The following is a 17,956-nucleotide window of genomic DNA, read 5'->3' as shown; positions in this document are numbered from 1 at the left end:
TTATGAAACAGGCATCCGACCTGCACGTGGACCGCGAAGACCCGCGCCGCTACGAATCCATCACCCGCCAGCGGCTAGAAGACCCGGCAGCGGTGCAGCGCGCCGCCTCGCTGCGCCAGAAGCATGCCGGCCCGGTGCTGGGCCGGCAGAACTTCATCATCGCCGCCGACCACCCGGCCCGCGGGGCGCTATCCGTAGGCAAGCGCGCCACGGCCATGGCCGACCGCCGCGAACTGCTGGACCGGCTGCGGATCGCCTTGCAGAACCCCGCCTGCGATGGGGTCCTGGCCTCGCCGGATATCCTCGATGACCTGCTGCTGCTGGGCGCACTGGAAGGCAAGCTGGTTTTCGGCTCGATGAACCGCGGCGGGCTCGCCGGCCTGGTCAACGAGATTGATGACCGCTTCACCGGGCATAGCGCTGCGGCCCTGGCCGCCTTGGGCGCAGACGGCGGCAAGATGCTCACCCGGATCAGCTACGAGGATCCGGACACCGTGAAAACCCTGGCTGCCACCGCCGATGCCGTCTCCGATTTGGCTCGGCACCAGCTGGTCGCCATGGTCGAACCGTTCATCTCCAAGCGGGCCGAGGGCAAGGTAGTCAACGACCTGCGCCCGGAGGCAGTGATCAAGTCCATGGGCATCGCCTCCGGACTGGGCGAAACCAGCGCCTACACCTGGCTGAAAATCCCCGTGGTCCAGGAAATGGAGCGGGTTATGGCCGCCACCACCCTGCCCACGGTCCTGCTCGGCGGAGATCCCGCAGGCAGTCCCGATAAGGTGTTCGCCTCCTGGCAGGATGCCCTGGCCCTGCCCGGGGTACAGGGACTGACCGTGGGCCGGACCCTGCTGTATCCCGAGGACGGGGATGTGGCCGCCGCCGTGGCCACCGCCGCATCGCTCTTGAACACCACCACTCCTGTACGCAGCTGAGAAGGACAAAGCTCGATGACTACACGCAGAATGACCGTTGCTCAGGCGGTCGTAGAATTCCTGGGACGACAGTACACGGTGGACAACATCGGTGGAGCTGCCTATCGAGAGCGCCTGATTCCAGGAATGTTCGGCATCTTCGGCCACGGCAATGTCGCCGGGGTGGGGCAGGCCCTGAAGCAATGGCAGCTCAAAGACCCGAGCCTCATGCCGTACTACCAAGGTCGCAACGAGCAGGCGCAGTCGCATCAGGCGGTGGCCTATGCCCGGCATACCCGCCGCCGCGCCACCTATGCGGTCTCCACCTCCATCGGGCCTGGCTCCTCCAACCTGCTCACCGGTGCCGCGCTGGCCACCGCTAACCGTTTGCCGGTATTGCTCTTGCCCAGCGATACCTTCGCCACCCGTGCCGCCGATCCAGTACTCCAGCAACTGGAAATGCCGCACGGCTACGACATCACCGTTAACGATGCCTTCCGCCCGCTATCCAAGTACTTTGACCGGGTCACCCGGCCGGAACAGTTGGCCAGCGCACTGCACCACGGTCTGCGCGTGCTCACCGATCCGGCCGAAACTGGCGCGGTGACCATCTCCTTGCCGCAGGACGTCCAGGCCGAGGCCTTTGATTTCCCGGAAGAGTTCTTTGCCGAACGCGACTGGAAGATCCGCCGCCCGGCCCCGGAAACCGAAGACATAGCCCAGGCTGCGCAGCTGATTCGTGCTGCCAAGCGCCCGTTGATCGTTGCCGGTGGCGGAGTGCTCTATGCCTATGCGACCGAGGAGCTTGCGGCCTTCGCTGAGGCCACCGGAATTCCGGTGGGCAATACCCAAGCCGGCGTTGGCGCCCTGCCTTGGGACTCGAAGCATTCGCTAGGAGCCATTGGTTCCACCGGTACTTCTGCGGCCAACGCGTTGGCCGCAGAAGCCGATCTGATCATCGGTATTGGTACCCGTTATGAGGACTTCACCACGGCCAGCCGTACGGCCTTCCAAAACCCCGGAGCGAAGTTCGTAAATATCAACGTTGCCGCACTTGATGCGTACAAGCACGCCACCGTGCTGCCGATCGTCGCGGATGCTCGCAAGGCGCTCATTGCCCTGCGCGAAGCGCTCACCGGGTATCGGGTGGAAGGCGCTCTTGAGGTGTTCACCGCCCAAGAGAAACAACGTTGGGATGCGACCGTGGATGAGGCATTCGCCGAAAGGCTAAGCCCGTTAGTCAGCCAGAATGCCATTATCGGCGCAACCAACCAGGCCATGGATTCCCGCGACGTTGTAGTGTGCGCGGCAGGATCTTTGCCCGGAGACCTGCATAAGATGTGGCGGGTTTCGGACCCCTTCGGATATCACGTGGAATACGGCTTCTCCTGCATGGGTTACGAAATCGCCGGTGGGCTGGGACTGAAGCGTGCGGTGCTTGCGGAGACCGCGCGCGGCGCGGAGAACCGTGACGTAGTGGTCATGGTCGGCGACGGCTCCTATCTGATGATGCACACCGAACTGGTCACCGCAGTGGCCGAGGGGATCAAACTGATCACGGTGCTCATCCAGAACCACGGTTATGCCTCCATCGGGTCGCTCTCCGAATCATTGGGATCCCAGCGCTTCGGCACCAAATACCGTGCACTGGACGCCCAAACGCACTCCTTCGACGAGGGGCAAACGCTGCCAATCGATTTGGCGCTGAACGCCGAATCATTGGGAGTCAAGGTCATAAGAATCGCCCCCGGAGATCGGGCCATCGAGGACCTGGCGGCCGCCATCGCCACCGCAAAGGCAGCGCCGGAAGGATCCGGCCCAATCCTCATCCATATTGAATCGGATCTCTACGCCGATGCACCTTCCAGCCAGTCTTGGTGGGACGTGCCGGTCAGTGAAACATCCGAGCTGGATTCCACGACGAAGGCCCGTGAAGTCTACGAAAGCCACAAGGCGCGGCAGAAGCCTTACCTAGGCTGAATCGCCGCACGTTATCGCCGGCCCAACACTTTTTCGCTACTAAAGGAAGACGAGAGCTAATCATGAGCACAACCGCCACCGAAATTACCGACATCAAGCACTTCATCAACGGGCAGCCAACCGCGGGCAGCGGAACAGCCACCCAGCCGGTTTACGACCCGGCAACCGGCGAAATTACCGGTCAGCTGCATTTGGCTAGCCCCGAAGACCTGGCCCAGACCGTGGCAGCGGCCCGCGCCGCCGCCGACAGCTGGGGCGAAGTCTCCATCGTCAAGCGCACCAAGGTCATGTTCCGCTTCCAGCAACTGCTCACCGAACACACCGATGACCTGGCCCGCTTGGTAACCAGCGAGCACGGCAAGGTACTCTCGGACGCGGCCGGCGAAGTAGCCCGCGGTATCGAGGTGGTGGAATACGCCGCCGGAATCTCCCAGTCACTCAAGGGGGAATACTCGGACCAGGTATCCACCGGCATAGACGTGTTCTCATTCCGTCAGCCACTAGGCGTAGTTGCCGGAATTACCCCGTTCAACTTCCCGGTCATGGTTCCCTTGTGGATGGCGCCAGTTGCCATCGCTACCGGCAATGCCTTCATCCTCAAGCCTTCCGAGCGTGACCCTTCGGCTGCGCTGTTGATTGCCGAGCTTTTCAAGCAGGCGGGGCTTCCCGACGGAGTATTCCAGGTGCTGCATGGCGGCAAGGAAACTGTAGATGGTTTGCTGTCCCACCCAGATGTGGACGGAATTTCATTTGTCGGGTCAACACCCATTGCCAAGTACGTACACGAGACCGCAACCAAGTACGGAAAGCGCGTCCAGGCATTGGGCGGTGCCAAGAACCACGCGGTCATCATGCCGGATGCGGATATGGAGCAGGCTGCAGACCATATCAATGCTGCGGCATTCGGCTCGGCAGGCCAGCGTTGCATGGCGATCTCCGTGGCCGTGGCCGTTGGCGAGGCCGCTGACATCCTCGTGGACAAGCTAGCCGAACGAGCCCGTGGCGTGAACGTCTCCCACGGCTTTGATGAAAAAGCAGATATGGGACCGGTCATCACACCGGCATCAAAGACTCGCCTTCAGAAGATTGTTGGCGAGGCCGAACAAGCCGGTGCCGCGCTCATCTTGGACGGTCGGGACCTAGTGGTCAAGGACCATGAAAACGGGTTCTTCGTTGGCCCGACCATCTTGGACCGGGTGAACCGAGAAATGAGTGCCTACACCGAGGAAATTTTCGGCCCGGTACTCGTGGTGCTTCGCGTTGATTCCTTAGATGAAGCCATCGACACGGTGAACGCCAACCCATACGGCAACGGCACCGCAATCTTCACCTCCTCGGGTTCGCACGCGCGCAACTACACCCGACGTATTCATGTGGGCATGGTCGGGGTAAACGTTCCGCTGCCGGTACCGGTGGCATGGCACTCATTTGGTGGGTGGAAGAATTCGCTATTTGGCGAGCACCACATCTATGGCCCGGACGGTGTGCGTTTCTACACCCGCGGCAAGGCGGTAACGCAGCGGTGGCCGGAGCCGGCACAGCTGTCCACCGCATCGTACAGCTTCCCCTCAAACTAGGTTCCTGCACTGCAACTAATTTCCATCGTGCCGATGCCGGCCAGTAATCAGTCGGCATCGGCAATGAGCATCGAAAGATTCTGGTACATGCCATGGCACAGAACATCACCATTGGAACTGCCCCCGACTCCTGGGGCGTCTGGTTTGCCGATGACCCCAAGCAGACCCCCTGGCAGCGCTTCCTCGATGAGGTAGCCGAGGCCGGCTACAAAACCATCGAGCTGGGTCCCTACGGGTACCTGCCCACCGACCCCGCCAAGCTGGCCGACGAGCTGGCCGCCCGCGACCTGAACGTCTGCGCCGGAACGGTATTCACCGCTTTCCACCGCGGCATCGACGGCAGCGCCAGTGCCTGGGATCAAGCCTGGGAGCCTGCCCGCAAGGTGGCCGAGCTGACCGCCGCCATGGGCGGGGAGCATATTGTGGTGATCCCGGCCATGTGGCGCGATGACGTCACCGGGCAAGCCGTCGAATCCGGCACACTGGATGCCGCGGCCTGGGACTCGCTGGCCCAGGGCCATGACCGGTTGGGCAAGATCCTGCAGGAAGAATTTGGCCTGAAACAGCAGTTCCACTCCCACGCCGACTCGCATGTCTGCGGCCAGAGCGATATCGAGAAGTTCCTTGAGCTCACCGACCCGCAGTTCACCACCCTGTGCCTGGATACCGGGCATGCCGAATACGGTGGGGCGTCCAGCGTGGATCTGATCCGCCGCTTCCCGGAGCGCATCGGCTACCTGCATCTGAAGCAGATCAACCCGGACATCTTGGCCACGGTGCGCGCGCAGGACCTGACCTGGGCCGCGGCCAACCTCGCCGGGGTCATGTGCGAACCACCTTCGGGCCTGCCTGACCTCAATGAGGTCTTGGCGGAAGTGGAGAAGCTGGGCCGCCCGATCTTCGGCATTGTCGAACAGGACATGTACCCGGTCGCCGACTTCACGGTGCCGCTGCCCATCGCCACCCGCACGCGCGACTACCTGCTCAGCTGCGGCTCGCACACCCGCGTCTAGGCCAACTTGCCTAACTCAAACCAGGACCACCAAAAAATCTTGAAAGGACTCATCGTGCCAGAAATCCTGCGCGTCGCCGTCGTCGGAGCCGGACGCATGGGCGCCGACCACATCCAGCGCATCCACCACCGCATCTCCGGCGCCAAGCTGGCGGCCGTTGTCGATATTGACACCGACCGGGTCAACGCTGCCATCGCAGACATCCCGGGCGCCAAGGGCTACACCGACCTGCCCGCGGCGCTCGCCGACGGCGAGGTCAACGCCGTACTGCTGGCGACCCCCGGTTTCTTGCACCACGATGCGCTGCTGACGGTGCTTGCTGCCGATATTCCGGTGCTGTGCGAAAAGCCGCTGACCCCGGATGCCGCTTCCTCATGGGAGATTGTCGAGGCGGAGGCCAGACTGGGCCGCAAGCGCATCCAGGTGGGCTTCATGCGCCGCTTTGACGCCGAGTACCGGCAGCTGCGCCAGCTGATCGAGGACGAGAGCCTGGGTGAATTGCTGGTGCTGCACCACCAGCACCGCAACCCATCCACCCCGGAAGGCTTCACCAATGAGATGCTGATCAACGACTCGGTGGTCCACGAGTTCGATGCCATTCGCTACTTCACCGGCGCAGAGATCACCTCGGTGCAGGTGCGCTTGGGCAAAGCCACCCGCAATGCACCCAACGGCCAGCATGACCCACAGCATGTGCTGCTGGAAACTTCTGCCGGAGTGCTCGCCGACGTGGAGATCTACGTCAACGCGAAGTTCGGCTACGAGGTGGCGACCCAGGCATCCTTTGAAGATGGCATCGTGTCCATCGGCAATGACGCCGGACCGTATGTGCGTACCGCCGGGCAGTGGGGCGGCAAGGTCACCCCGGGCTTCGAGGAGCGTTTCGGCGCCGCCTACGACACCGAAATCCAGTCGTGGGTTGACGCCGCGCTGCGTGGGGAATTGGGCGGGCCGAGCGCCTGGGACGGCTACGCCACCGCGGCGTGCTGCGAGGCTGGAGTCGAGGCCCAGCGCACCGGCGAAAAGGTGGCAGTCAAGCTGAACAGCAAGCCGGATCTCTACAGCTAGGGGCATCATGAAATACGCATTGGACCCGACCCCGTTCCATTCCACGCACTCGCTGCTCCAGTTCCCGGAACTGGCAGCGGAGCTGGGCTATGACTGCATACAGCTGACCCCGCATGCGGATATGATTCCGTTCTTCACCCACCCCAAGGCCGACGATGACCTGGTCGCGCAACTCGCGGCCCGGTGCAAGGCCACCGGGGTGGGGATCGCTTCGGTGCTTCCGGTGCTGCGCTGGTCCTCGCCCGAGGAGAATTTGCGCCAGGCCGCGGTGCGCTATTGGAAGCGCGCCATCCAGATCGCCGTGGATTTGGGCGTGAACCAGATGAACACGGAATTTTCCGGACGGCCGGAACGCGCTGAGGAGTCCGAGGCCGCGTTCTACCGTTCCATGGAGGAGCTCGTGCCAATCATTGAGCGCGAGGGCATTAACGTGGCCATTGACCCGCATCCGGATGATTTCGTCGAAGAGGGCTTGGCAGCTTGGCGGGTCATCCGCGGGGTGAATTCGCCGAATCTGTCCTTTGTCTACGTCGCCTCTCATTCCTTCCACATGAAGGACGAACCGCTGGAAATCATGCAGACCGTGGGGGAGAGACTGCGGGTGGTGCATGTGTCTGACACGATGAACCATCATGCCTCGCACGGGTTGCGCTACATCACCAATCCGCCGGGCAATCCGGTGCGCGTGCACCAGCACCTGAAGCTTGGTGATGGGGACGTGGACTGGGATGGATTCTTCTCCGGTCTCGTGGCCAACGGTTTTGCCGACCGCGAGGAGAGCGTCATGGTCTCCAGCGTATTTGCCGAGAACGAGAACGCCGTCGAGGTCTCCAAATTCCAGTTGGAGCAGATGCGCAGCCGTGTAGCTTCCGCCCAAGCTGCGCGTTCCTAGCAAATCAGGCAACGCCGAGTTGAGTTGCCGGATGACGAAAGCCGAANNTTCGGCTTTCGTCATCCGGCCCGGGAGTCATCCTGTGCACAGGACGGCTCGAGAAGAGCTCGCAGAATTCCAGATTGATTCGTGCGTACAGTCTCGGGAACTAGCGGTCGGCAGGGCCGGTGCGGCAAGAAAAACGGCATTTGTCAGGACTTAATAGCCAATAATGCTTGCCCGCTAAACACTGATGACGTATTGTCCTTACATATGGGCTGTGAAGCCCATCACTTTCAGTTATCGGCAAGGAACCAGAATGATGCGAATTGGTTCCCGCCGAACCGAGTGGAGGAAGCCGGATCGCAGTCGATCCGATGGATGGCCCAAGGCCAGTAATGCTTTCACCCGGGCAATCCAAAGGAGTTCCCATGTCTAGTGCGCAGCAAGCTTCTGCAGAGTCAAGCCTGCCGCCCCTCACCGCGGGGCCTCATGTTAAGCGACTCGGTTTGATCTCCATCATCGCCTGTTTTGGCGGATTGCTTTTCGGATACGACACCGGTGTTGCCAATGGCGCCGAAGGTCCCATGGCAGCGGAACTCGGCCTGGACCTTCTGCAAGTTGGCGTGGTGATCAGCTCACTGGTCTTCGCCGCCGCGTTCGGAGCGCTCATCGGCGGACAAATTGCCGATGTATGGGGTCGGCGCAAGACCATCATCTTGCTGGCAGTCCTGTTCTTTGCCGGAACCTTGCTCGTAGTCTTCTCGCCTGCCGGCCCGGAAGCGGGAACTTTCTCGCCACTGGGTTTTGGTGTTTTGATCGCCGGACGCATCATGCTCGGATTGGCCGTGGGTGGCGCATCCACGGTCGTGCCGATCTACTTGGCCGAATTGGCCCCGTATGAAATTCGCGGATCCATCACCGGTCGCAATGAGCTGGCCATTGTCTCGGGTCAGTTGGCCGCCTTCGTGATGAACGCGATCATTGGAACCGTCCTGGGTGGAACCGTGGATGGCGTCTGGCGCATCATGTTCGCAATTTGCGCACTGCCAGCGCTGGCGTTGTTCTTCGGCATGCTGCGCATGCCTGAATCTCCGCGCTGGCTCGTGGAAAAGCGCCGCTATGCCGAGGCGCTGCGAGTGCTCAAGACAGTGCGTTCGCCTGAGCGTGCACTGGCCGAAGTCCACGAGATCGAGATCGTTGCCGACGAGGAAAAGCGGAACAACAAGCCGGTGGGCATCAAGGCCGTGCTGAAAAACAAGTGGTTGATGCGCATCGTCGCCATCGGCATCGGCGTTTCCATGACTCAGCAGCTCACCGGCATCAACTCGATCATGTACTACGGAACACGCGTGCTGGAAGAGTCCGGCATGTCAGAGCAGCAGGCAGTCCTGGCGAATATCGCCTTCGGCGTGGTTGCCGTGATTGGCGGCATCATCGCCCTGCGCAATATGGACCGTATGGACCGCCGCAAGACCTTCCTGATCGGCTTGGCGCTGACCACCACCTGCCACCTGCTGGTAGCCATCGCGGGCATGCTGCTGCCGGTCGGCAGCCCTATCCGACCGGTGGTGATCCTGATCTTGGTGGTTGCCTTCGTGATGTCCATGCAGACATTCCTCAACGTGGCTGTCTGGGTGTGGCTGGCTGAAGTCTTCCCGCTGCATATGCGTGGGCTGGGAATTGGCATCTCGGTGTTCTTCGGGTGGGCCACCAACGGTGTGCTGGCGCTGTTCTTCCCCTCTTTGGTCTCCGGTGTCGGAATTACCGGATCTTTCTTCATCTTCGCAGGCATCGGTGTGCTGGCGCTGATCTTCGTGGCCACCCAGGTTCCCGAAACCCGCGGACGCTCACTGGAAGCCCTGGAAGAGGACGTCTCCACAGGAGCGATCTACCAAGTCAAGCCGGCGGTCAACGCCTAAGGCACGACCATTCGCTGAGCTAGTGAGCCCAGCCCCGCCACTTGGCAGGGCTGGGCCCCCTGCTATGCCCGGCGCTGTCCGGTACTGCCGCGCACCACCAGCTGCGGCGCATGGGTGCTGGATGCTCCCGGGGAATTCAGGGCTGCCTGCATGGCGGCCTGAGCCAGGGCTGCGACATCTTGGCGAACGCTGGTCAGATCGGCATGCGCAAGCCTGGCGAATTCGCTGTCGTCATATCCGGCAAGGCAGATCTGCTCGGGAACCTGCAGGCCCGCAAGATCTATGGCTTGCCGGGCGCCGAGCGCCGCGCGGTCATTAAAGGCCAGTACCGCCGTGGCGCGTTCGGCCTGGGGCGTTTTCTCCAGATACTCTCGCAGGACCGCAAAAGCGGTCGCCTCGTCAGAACCCGCTGGAAGGATCTGGCCGCTGGCGTTGGCGCGGGCAGCGGATTCGATGAAGGCATCTCGCCGCTGTTTCGCCGAGACGGCGGAACCGCCATCCAGATGCAGCAGCCGTGTGTGGCCGCGCTGCACCAAATGGCTGACGACTTGTTCAACGCCGGCAGCCTCGTCGGTAATGACCGAGGGGATGCCTTTGACCTTGCGCAGCAGGCTGATGACGGGAAGCTGCTTGGACACCTGGACCAGCTGCGCGGCTGGCAGTTCGGGGAACACCCCGATCACCGCCTCGACGCCGGCATCGATGAGGGTATTGAGCACACGGCGTTCATCTCGGTGTCTGCCGGTGGCGCCCAGAATGATTTCAAATCCGCTCTGGTCCGCCTGCGCGTATAAAGCATCTGCCAGCTCCGCGTGCAGCGGCTCTCCTAGCGCCAGGGCCAGGCCAAGCGTTCTGCTGCGGCTGCTGCGCAGCGACCGTGCGCGCGAGTCCGGGCGGTAGCCCAAATCCGCGGCGGCCTGCTTGACCCGAGCCCGGGATTCTCCGCTGGCGCCCTCAGCCTCGCGCAGCACGATCGAGGCCAGTGCTACCGAGACCCCTGAGGCGCGGGCGACGTCGGCCAACGTAGGGCGTTTGGCGGGGCGTGGCGCAGATGCATGCGGCATTGGCGGAACTTTCTTCTAGAACGTTATAGACACCTGCTATCCAGTGTGCCATGATTTTCCTGAACACTTTATCTAGAACGTTCTAGGAGATACTCCATGGCTTACCAATCCCTGCCAGAAAATTCCGCACGGCCACTGCGCATTGCGGTCATCGGCACCGGGTGGATCGGCGCATTCCACGCCCGCACTGTGGCACAGCACCTGCCAGATGCACAACTGCACGTCGTGGCAGATCCGGCACCAGGCCGCGCCGCCGAACTGGCGGCAGAACTGGGTTGCACGAATTACACCGAAGACATTGCGGACGTGTTTGCCGACGAAACCGTGGACGCTGTGGTCATCGGCGCGCCTTCAAGCTTCCATGCCGGCTTGATCGCCCAGGCCGCCGCGGCGGGAAAGCACATCTTCTGCGAAAAGCCGGCAGCGCACGCGCTGTCAGATCTCGACACCGCCTTGAAAGCCGTGGAAGATTCCGGAGTGCTGCTGCAGATCGGTTTCAACCGGCGCTTCTCCCGCGACTTCGCTGCCGTGGCAGAACAGGTGTATTCCGGTGCAATCGGCACCCCTCAGCTGCTGCGGTCGCTGACCCGCGATCCTGAAGTTGCAGGTGGGTTGCCCAACGTGGCGAAGATCCGCTCGCACGTGATCTTCACCGAGACGCTGATCCACGATTTTGACACCTTGAACTGGTTGAACCCGGGTGCTGAGGTTGTAGAAGTCCATGTCATGGCGGATGCCTTGGTGGCGCCAGAGCACCGGGATTCCGGTTTGCTGGATACCGCCGTGGTGAGCCTGCGCTACTCGAACGGAGCAATTGCAGTGGCCGAGGCGAACTTCTCGGCCAGTTATGGATACGACGTGCGCGGAGAAGTCTTTGGTTCAAAGGGCATGGTGCAGGCAGGGAACCCAGTGCAGCTGGCAGCGGCCAGCTTTGACAGCGCGGGGGCCCATGCGCCAACCGAACGGCTGAACATCGAGCTCTTCGCCCAGGCCTACCGCGAGCAGCTCTCGATCTTCGCCCGCAAGATCCGTGGCCTGCGCGACGGTTCGGCCGACGCGGGCCTGGCGGTCCCCACCGGAGCGGACGCACGCGCGGCGCTGCGCGTGGCCCTGGCGGCCTTGGAATCCTCGGAAACCGGTCTGCCGGTGAAGCTGGAATCGGCCACCCGCCTTGCGGTGAACGCATGAGTGCGCAACTGGCGGTCTGTGCCGAAATGGTCTTCCTGGATCTTCCGCTGATCGACCGGGTCAAGCGCCTGGATGAGGCCGGCTTTGAAATCGAGCTCTGGGATATCAGGGACAAGGACCTTGCTGCGTTGGCGGCCACCGGGGCCCGCTTCGGCTCCATGACAGGCTACAGCGAAGGAAGCCTCTGCGATCCGGACAGCGCGCACGAAGTGGTTCGCACCGCCAAGGAATTGATCCCGGCAGCCCGGCAGCTGGGCATCAACCGGCTGGTAGTGCATCCGGCTCAGCTCATTGATGGGCAGGCCGCCATCCCACGTTTTCGGGCTACCGGAGACATGTGGCTCACCGCAGCGCGAACCCTGGAGGAGCTGGGCCGGATCGGGGAAGAACATCAGGTCACTTTCATGCTGGAGAACCTGAATACGATTCTGGATCACCCGGGCATCCCGCTGGGACGCGCCAAGGACACGATGTCTCTGGTCAAGGCCGTAGGTCACCCGAACGTGAAGATGATGCTTGATCTGTACCACGCCCAAATTGGCGAGGGAAACCTCATCGAACTGGTGCGTTCGGCACTGCCGCATATCGGAGAAATCCAGGTCGCAGACGTTCCCGGGCGTTGCGAGCCGGGCACCGGGGAAATCAACTACCTGGCTGTTGCCCAAGCTCTGGCGGATCTGGATTACTCTGGCCCGATCGGCATGGAAGCCTATGCCAGCGCAGATTCCAATGCTGCCATCGCAGCCTTTGCCCAGGCTTTTGAACCGCTGGCCAGGCCCGTGGCGCGCTAGGGGATCATGTACCGGGCGGAGGGTTGAGAGTTAAAGCCCAGCGGCGGCAGCANNTGCTGCCGCCGCTGGGCTTTGCAACCCGGGTGGCTACGCGCCGGCTCCGAAGGGCAATCGCGGATCCATGCTCTGCGAATCCCAAGTCTGGCGGATCCAGCCATGGTGGGGATCATCGCTGATCAGCCAATCGCGCACGCGTCCCGGGCCGGCCATGACGTTCAGATAGTAAAGGTCATAACCCGGTCCCGCCATGGCTGGACCATGCCAGCCGTAGGGGACCAAGACAACGTCCCCGGTGCGGACTTCGGCATTAACGTCAATGGGGCGTTCATCCGAGGCATAAACGCGCGCATAGCCGATGGGATCGGTGGCCGCTTCGGCGGGCATGCCCTGGGCTAGTTGCGTCTCGAAGTAATAGATTTCCTCGAGGCTGGTCTCGCCTTCCTTCTCCTGATCATGCTTATGCGGTGGATAGGAAGACCAGTTGCCCGCCGGAGTAATGACTTCGCAGACGATGAAACGGTCTGCTTCCAGTGCGGCCGGGGTGCCGAAGTTATGGACTTGGCGGGAGCAGTTTCCTGCTCCGCGCAGCTCCACCGGAATCTCTTCTGCCTTGATCAGGCGGGTTGGGTAGGACTGCTTGGCCGGGGCCAGTGCCACGGCGACCCGGCCCCCCTCGGCTGAGCTGATGGACAGCGCTGTGTTGACTCCGGTGTAGAGGACATCGGCTGGTCCGGCAAAGACTGATTCGCGACCGCTGAGAACATATTCTTCGCCTGCGATAGCGACGTTGAATGATGCGCCGCTGAGCGGGACGACAATGCGTTCTTCGGCGGTGGCCGCCAGTTCGACTGTTTGACCGGGAGCCAGCTCGGCTACCTTGAGCCCGGTGTGGGCCCAGCCCTCGATGGAAGCGGTCGAGTCATGGGCGCCGAGCGAGATGCTCCAGTCTCCGTTGGCGGCGGAACCTGCAGGGTAAATCCAATCGGTCATCAGTCATTCCTTTCGACGGCGGTGCCAGGTGCCTAGCGTTGCACCAAGGTCATTTCAAAGCTGTAGGCATCAGCGCGATATACGTGGGCACCGGTCTCCACGTTGCGCCCGGTGTCATCCACGGCAGTGCGCTGCATGGTCACCAGGGCCGAACCTGCCGCCGTGTCCAAGGCCTTGGCTTGGATATCGTCGGCGGTGGTCGCCCCGATGCGCTGCTGGGCCAGCCGGAAGTTGACCCCTGCTTCACGCAGAAGCTCGTACAGGCCATGTGCTTGCAGGGACTTTTCATCCAGCTCAACAATGTCGTCGCGAACCCAGTTCTCCATCAGTGCCAGTGGGCTTCCGCTGGCAGAACGCAGCCGGGTGAAGTGGTAAACGGAAACATCCTTGGGCAGTGAGAGAAGTTCCTGGATCTCCGTTGGAGCTGGAATATGTTCAAAGCTGAGCAAGCTGGTAGAAGGCTTCTTTCCGGCGCGCTCAAGGTCATCATTCAGGCTGGATAGTTCAAGGTGCCGCCGGATCTGGCTGGAAACAACCTGCGTTCCCACACCGCGCTTGCGCACCAGAAGGCCGGACTGGACGAGGTCGTCCATGGCCTTGCGAATGGTGGGGCGTGAAAGCCGCAGTCGCTGGGCGAGCTCGATCTCATTTTCCAGTCGAGTGCCCGAGGCCAGCGAACCGTCGCGGATCGCGCCCTCGATGCCTTGCGCTACCTGGTGGTAGAGGGGAATCGGTGAAGATCGGTCGATCTTGATGCTCAGGGGTGTGCTCACAGTTGCTCCTTGCCGGCGACCTTGTCTGGATATGTCGCTTTGACAGGACAAACTCTATATGAAAGTTCATGATTTGGGCATCTCTTGGCTGGATATCTTCGCGATCCATGGCTTTTTCGCTGCGCGGTGATGAAGGCCAAACGCTTGGCCAAGCGTTGCTTTGGACCTGAAATGCGATCGCGACAAGGGGATTTGGACAATAAAGTTCGCTTGTCCAATTGTCCTGACAAAAATTCTGCCGAATTTCATTGCCCAAGGCTTCGAGCGGAACATATGGTTTTTGGAACGGTCCAAGACTTGGAACAAGCCGCGGCGGCCGCAGGGAATCACGGCGTGAAGCGCCACAGACAGGAGAAAATCATGAACGAACAGCGCAGCATCGGCGTGGGGCTGATCTCGGTGGGTTGGATGGGCAAGCTGCACGCTCGCGCCTACAGCTCAGTGCCCTATGTCTATCCAGAGTTGGGAATCAAGCCAAGGCTGGTCGCAGCCGCGGATACCGAGCAGTCACGAGTCGACTTCGCGATCTCGACGCTGGGCTTTGAACGCGGAACGCTGGACTACCACCAGGTGCTCGCAGATCCCGAAGTGGATGTCGTCTCGATTTGCGCACCGAACTTCCTGCACGCCGAAATGGCGATCGCCGCAGCTGGGGCCGGTAAGCACTTCTGGATCGAAAAGCCCGCTGGTCGAAGCCTGGCCGAAACGCAGGCTATCGAGCAAGCCGCCATCCGCAACGGCGTAGTCACCTCCATCGGCTTCAACTACCGCCATGCGCCAGCTATAGAACGAGCGCGCCAGCTGGTGCGCGAGGGCCGGTTGGGATCCATCACCAATGTCCGCGCCAGCTTCCTTGCCGGATATGCGGCAGACCCCCGTGCGGCTCTGTCGTGGCGCTTCAACCGGGAACTTGCCGGCAGCGGCGTGCTCGCTGACCTGTTCAGCCATGCAGCAGATCTATGCAGCCATGTTGTCGGCCCCATCCGGAGCATTTCCGCATCAACCAACGTCATGATCCCATCCCGGCCGAAACTGTCCATGGGCCAGGGCACGCACTTCGACCTGATCGAAGGCGGTGAGCAAGGTGAAGTCGAGAATGAGGACTACGCCGCCGCGTTGCTGCGTTTCAGCCCAGAAGGCGTGGCGGGCCGCGCCATCGGAACTATTGAGGCATCCCGAGTGGCCGTGGGTCCGCAGTGCGGCTATCGACTCGAAGTCTACGGCACGGAAGGTTCGGTCAAGTGGGATTTTGAACGCTTGAATGAACTGGAGGTCGTGCTCGGTCGAGACAATGACGAACAGGGATTCACGACGGTCATTGGCTCGCCAAAACATGGCGAATACTCCCGGTTCCAGCCTGGCCCGGGGAATGCGATGGGCTTTGATGACCTCAAGACCATCGAGGCTAAGAAGTTCCTGCTGGCTGTCTGCGGTGGCGAGAAAGCGAACTCCACCATCGCCGATGCGGTGGCCGCGGCCGCACTGGTGGAAGCGGCCGAAGCATCTGCCGCAAGCGGCACATGGCAGGCGCTGGATGAGTCGGTGCGCGCTGCGAATGTGCAATACTGACCGCCATGCCTGACTCGCCGCGCCGCCGCCCCACGATCCGAGACGTCGCCAAGCGGGCCGGGGTCTCCAAATCATTGGTGTCCCTGGTGCTCTCGGATCCGAGCAGGGTCAGTTCGCTGCGGCGTTCGCTGGTCGAGGACTCCATCCGCGAGTTGGGCTATCAGCCCAACCTGGCGGCTCGCTCGCTGGTTGCCGCGAACCGGCATGCCATTGGTGTCGTCCTAGGGGAACTGCATAATCCCTGGGTTCTGACCGTCGCGGAAGTGGTTCGCGAACAGTTGCAAGCAGTGGGGTGTGACGTGCTGTTCAGTGCGGCCGCGATCCACGATGGTCTGGGTGTTGGCCCCGCGGAATTGCAGGCCCTGCGCGATTTGCGGGTCAGTGGAATCCTCGTCGTTGGATCAGCCGATGATGCAGCCAGCTTCGAAGCCGCGTTGGGTGAGACTCCCGCGGTATTTGTGGGCAGCGGGCGTCAGGCGCAATCAAATACTGCTGCGGTTTCAGTAGATGATGAGCAGGGCTTTGGCTTGGTGATTGACCACTTGGTTCACTGCGGGAATGAGCGGATCACCCATATCGCCGGTGGCGCTGGGCCGGTTTCGGCGGTGCGCGAAGCTGCCTATCATCGGGCGATGCTGCGCCATGGGTTGCGCCAGCAAGTGCAGGTGGTGGAAGCCGGACCAACGGTTCAGGCCGGCTATGAAGCCGTGGTGCGGTTGCTGGCCTCGGGGGCACGGCCTGAAGCGCTGGCCTGTTTCAATGATCTTTCCGCATTTGGCGCGCTGCAGGCTCTTGATGAGGCTGGCTTGTCTGCGGCGGTGACTGGCTACGACAATATTTCTCTATCGTCGCTGGGGAGAATCTCGTTGACCAGCGTCGACTCGGATTCGCAAGACCTCGGTCGCAGCAGCGTGCGGCTGCTTCTCCAGTTGATGCGGAATCCGGACGGAAAATTTGCACGTCAATTGATGATTCCGCCACGGCTTATCGTGCGTTCTTCATCCCTTCCGCGCCGTTGAACCAGGAGGAAGCAGCACCTGGCTTCGCCTGTTGAAGGTCGCAAAGTTCTCGTCTTCACATCCTCATGTCTTTACAAAGTCTTGACGGATCGCTTTTTGTCGCGCAGACTTTAGACATCTTGTGATTCAAGTCACGGAAATCTTGCTAAGGCGGCCCGCTCCAGGGGACTATCGGGGTGCGTCGACGTAGCCCTGAAGGGGAAAACGAATATGGGAAAGCCAACTTGGCGCAAACTCGCAATCACACTCGCCATCATTCCAGCCCTGGGATTGGCGGCTTGCTCATCAACGGGCGGGCGTGCACCAGAACCGGAAAGCAGTGCGGGCGGTGGGGCTGTTGCGGCCACCGATCGCATCAAAGTCGCAGTGATCACCCATGCGGCTCCGGGGGATACCTTCTGGGACATCATCCGCAAGGGTGCCGAAGAAGCTGCGGCCAAGGACAACGTTGACCTGCAGTACTTGAGCGACCCCGATGGCGGGCGCCAATCCCAGCTGATTGAGCAGGCCATTGACCAGGGAGTGGACGGCATTGCCGTAACCCTGGCTAAGCCGGACGCCATGGCCGGAGCGCTGAAAAAGGCCACGGACGCAGGAATTCCCATCGTCAGCCTGAACGCCGGCGAAGACCGGTTTAAGGACATGGGCGCGTTCGCCCACTTCGGGTCCAATGAGCAGCTCGCAGGCCAGGCCGCCGGCGAAAAGCTGAAGGATTCGGGCATCAAGAAGCCGATATGCGTCATCCAGGAACAGGGGCACGTTGGCCTTGAAGCCCGCTGCGCCGGCGTGAAGAAAGTTGTCCCAGGCACCGAAATCCTCTACGTGCAGGGCACTGACATGACCCAGGTCGAGTCAACAGCAACTGCCAAGCTCCAAGCGGACAAGCAAGCCGATGCAATCATCGGGCTGGGCGCGCCATTTACCATGACGCTGATCAAAGCCAAGGCTACGGCCAACTCAAAGGTCGAGGTAGCCTCCTTCGACATGAACTCGCAACTAGTCCAAGAAATCACCAAGGGCAACGTGCTGTTCACCGTTGACCAGCAGCCATGGTTGCAGGGCTACATGGCAGTTGATGCGCTGTGGCAGAACCACCGCGGTGGCTTCACGATCGGCGGTGGACAGGCGACTCTGACCGGCCCGGCCATCGTTGACAAGACCGTGGCCGAAAAGATCACCAGTTTCGCCGAAGAAGGCGTCCGCTAGCAACGATCCTCGGT

The 17,956-nt window shown here is 61.7% G+C and carries 15 protein-coding genes; 12 read left to right on the top strand and 3 right to left on the bottom strand.

Going from position 1 to position 17,956, the window contains the following annotated elements; genetic code table 11:
• The first annotated feature begins 2 nt into the window (after positions 1–2).
• The 7 genes from CIK76_RS00480 (at position 3) to CIK76_RS00450 (ending at position 9,342) form a co-directional block, all read left to right on the top strand.
• The gene (locus CIK76_RS00480) at positions 3–932 is read left to right on the top strand and encodes a deoxyribose-phosphate aldolase (protein WP_096282787.1); all 930 of its coding nucleotides are present in this window, start codon (positions 3–5) and stop codon (positions 930–932) included.
• A gap of 30 nt (positions 933–962) precedes the next feature.
• Positions 963–2,891: a 3D-(3,5/4)-trihydroxycyclohexane-1,2-dione acylhydrolase (decyclizing) gene (iolD, locus tag CIK76_RS00475; protein WP_096282785.1), complete on the top strand. Its 1,929-nt coding sequence runs from the start codon at positions 963–965 to the stop codon at positions 2,889–2,891.
• A 62-nt stretch (positions 2,892–2,953) separates the two neighbouring features.
• A complete protein-coding gene (locus CIK76_RS00470; protein ID WP_096282783.1) occupies positions 2,954–4,468 on the top strand; it encodes a CoA-acylating methylmalonate-semialdehyde dehydrogenase in 1,515 nt (504 codons plus the stop codon).
• A 92-nt stretch (positions 4,469–4,560) separates the two neighbouring features.
• Entirely contained in the window at positions 4,561–5,481 is a 921-nt protein-coding gene (locus CIK76_RS00465; protein ID WP_096282782.1) for a sugar phosphate isomerase/epimerase, read from the top strand.
• Between the two features lie 54 nt (positions 5,482–5,535).
• Positions 5,536–6,549, top strand: coding sequence for a Gfo/Idh/MocA family oxidoreductase (locus CIK76_RS00460; protein WP_096282780.1), 1,014 nt, complete (start codon positions 5,536–5,538; stop codon positions 6,547–6,549).
• Positions 6,550–6,556: 7 nt separating this feature from the next.
• A complete protein-coding gene (locus tag CIK76_RS00455; protein WP_096282778.1) occupies positions 6,557–7,441 on the top strand; it encodes a sugar phosphate isomerase/epimerase family protein in 885 nt (294 codons plus the stop codon).
• A 410-nt stretch (positions 7,442–7,851) separates the two neighbouring features.
• Positions 7,852–9,342, top strand: coding sequence for a sugar porter family MFS transporter (locus CIK76_RS00450; protein ID WP_096282775.1), 1,491 nt, complete (start codon positions 7,852–7,854; stop codon positions 9,340–9,342).
• 62 nt (positions 9,343–9,404) lie between these two features.
• Here CIK76_RS00450 and CIK76_RS00445 read toward each other — a convergent pair whose 3' ends face one another.
• Positions 9,405–10,406, bottom strand: a complete 1,002-nt coding sequence (locus CIK76_RS00445) for a LacI family DNA-binding transcriptional regulator (RefSeq protein ID WP_096282774.1) — start codon at positions 10,404–10,406, stop codon at positions 9,405–9,407.
• A gap of 96 nt (positions 10,407–10,502) precedes the next feature.
• Here CIK76_RS00445 and CIK76_RS00440 point away from each other — a divergent pair, with 96 nt between their 5' ends.
• Positions 10,503–11,594, top strand: coding sequence for a Gfo/Idh/MocA family oxidoreductase (locus tag CIK76_RS00440; RefSeq protein ID WP_096282772.1), 1,092 nt, complete (start codon positions 10,503–10,505; stop codon positions 11,592–11,594).
• Positions 11,591–12,385: a TIM barrel protein gene (locus CIK76_RS00435; protein WP_096282770.1), complete on the top strand. Its 795-nt coding sequence runs from the start codon at positions 11,591–11,593 to the stop codon at positions 12,383–12,385. The genes CIK76_RS00440 and CIK76_RS00435 overlap by 4 nt, the downstream gene beginning before the upstream one ends.
• A gap of 87 nt (positions 12,386–12,472) precedes the next feature.
• Here CIK76_RS00435 and iolB read toward each other — a convergent pair whose 3' ends face one another.
• Positions 12,473–13,375, bottom strand: a complete 903-nt coding sequence (iolB, locus tag CIK76_RS00430; protein WP_096282768.1) for a 5-deoxy-glucuronate isomerase — start codon at positions 13,373–13,375, stop codon at positions 12,473–12,475.
• A 32-nt stretch (positions 13,376–13,407) separates the two neighbouring features.
• On the bottom strand, positions 13,408–14,148 hold the full coding sequence (locus tag CIK76_RS00425; protein WP_096282766.1) for a GntR family transcriptional regulator: 741 nt from the start codon (positions 14,146–14,148) through the stop codon (positions 13,408–13,410).
• A 360-nt stretch (positions 14,149–14,508) separates the two neighbouring features.
• Here CIK76_RS00425 and CIK76_RS00420 point away from each other — a divergent pair, with 360 nt between their 5' ends.
• The 3 genes from CIK76_RS00420 (at position 14,509) to CIK76_RS00410 (ending at position 17,942) form a co-directional block, all read left to right on the top strand.
• Positions 14,509–15,717, top strand: coding sequence for a Gfo/Idh/MocA family oxidoreductase (locus CIK76_RS00420; RefSeq protein WP_096282995.1), 1,209 nt, complete (start codon positions 14,509–14,511; stop codon positions 15,715–15,717).
• A gap of 5 nt (positions 15,718–15,722) precedes the next feature.
• A complete protein-coding gene (locus CIK76_RS00415; RefSeq protein WP_096282764.1) occupies positions 15,723–16,736 on the top strand; it encodes a LacI family DNA-binding transcriptional regulator in 1,014 nt (337 codons plus the stop codon).
• Between the two features lie 210 nt (positions 16,737–16,946).
• A complete protein-coding gene (locus CIK76_RS00410; protein ID WP_096282763.1) occupies positions 16,947–17,942 on the top strand; it encodes a substrate-binding domain-containing protein in 996 nt (331 codons plus the stop codon).
• The last annotated feature ends 14 nt before the right edge of the window (positions 17,943–17,956 follow it).

Origin of the sequence: Glutamicibacter sp. BW80, from assembly GCF_002332385.1 — a bacterium.
In the GTDB taxonomy this organism is placed as follows: Bacteria; Actinomycetota; Actinomycetes; order Actinomycetales; family Micrococcaceae; genus Glutamicibacter.
Note: the sequence above shows the minus strand (reverse complement) of the source record. Positions and strands in the feature narration are given on the sequence as shown.

Bases quoted from the DNA above. Each gene is read 5' to 3' on its own strand.
- CIK76_RS00480 (WP_096282787.1), top strand. From the start codon at position 3: ATGAAACAGGCATCCGACCTGCACGTGGACCGCGAAGACCCGCGCCGC.
- iolD (WP_096282785.1), top strand. From the start codon at position 963: ATGACCGTTGCTCAGGCGGTCGTAGAATTCCTGGGACGACAGTACACG.
- CIK76_RS00470 (WP_096282783.1), top strand. From the start codon at position 2,954: ATGAGCACAACCGCCACCGAAATTACCGACATCAAGCACTTCATCAAC.
- CIK76_RS00465 (WP_096282782.1), top strand. From the start codon at position 4,561: ATGGCACAGAACATCACCATTGGAACTGCCCCCGACTCCTGGGGCGTC.
- CIK76_RS00455 (WP_096282778.1), top strand. From the start codon at position 6,557: ATGAAATACGCATTGGACCCGACCCCGTTCCATTCCACGCACTCGCTG.
- CIK76_RS00450 (WP_096282775.1), top strand. From the start codon at position 7,852: ATGTCTAGTGCGCAGCAAGCTTCTGCAGAGTCAAGCCTGCCGCCCCTC.
- CIK76_RS00445 (WP_096282774.1), bottom strand. From the start codon at position 10,406: ATGCCGCATGCATCTGCGCCACGCCCCGCCAAACGCCCTACGTTGGCC.
- CIK76_RS00440 (WP_096282772.1), top strand. From the start codon at position 10,503: ATGGCTTACCAATCCCTGCCAGAAAATTCCGCACGGCCACTGCGCATT.
- CIK76_RS00435 (WP_096282770.1), top strand. From the start codon at position 11,591: ATGAGTGCGCAACTGGCGGTCTGTGCCGAAATGGTCTTCCTGGATCTT.
- iolB (WP_096282768.1), bottom strand. From the start codon at position 13,375: ATGACCGATTGGATTTACCCTGCAGGTTCCGCCGCCAACGGAGACTGG.
- CIK76_RS00420 (WP_096282995.1), top strand. From the start codon at position 14,509: ATGAACGAACAGCGCAGCATCGGCGTGGGGCTGATCTCGGTGGGTTGG.
- CIK76_RS00415 (WP_096282764.1), top strand. From the start codon at position 15,723: ATGCCTGACTCGCCGCGCCGCCGCCCCACGATCCGAGACGTCGCCAAG.
- CIK76_RS00410 (WP_096282763.1), top strand. From the start codon at position 16,947: ATGGGAAAGCCAACTTGGCGCAAACTCGCAATCACACTCGCCATCATT.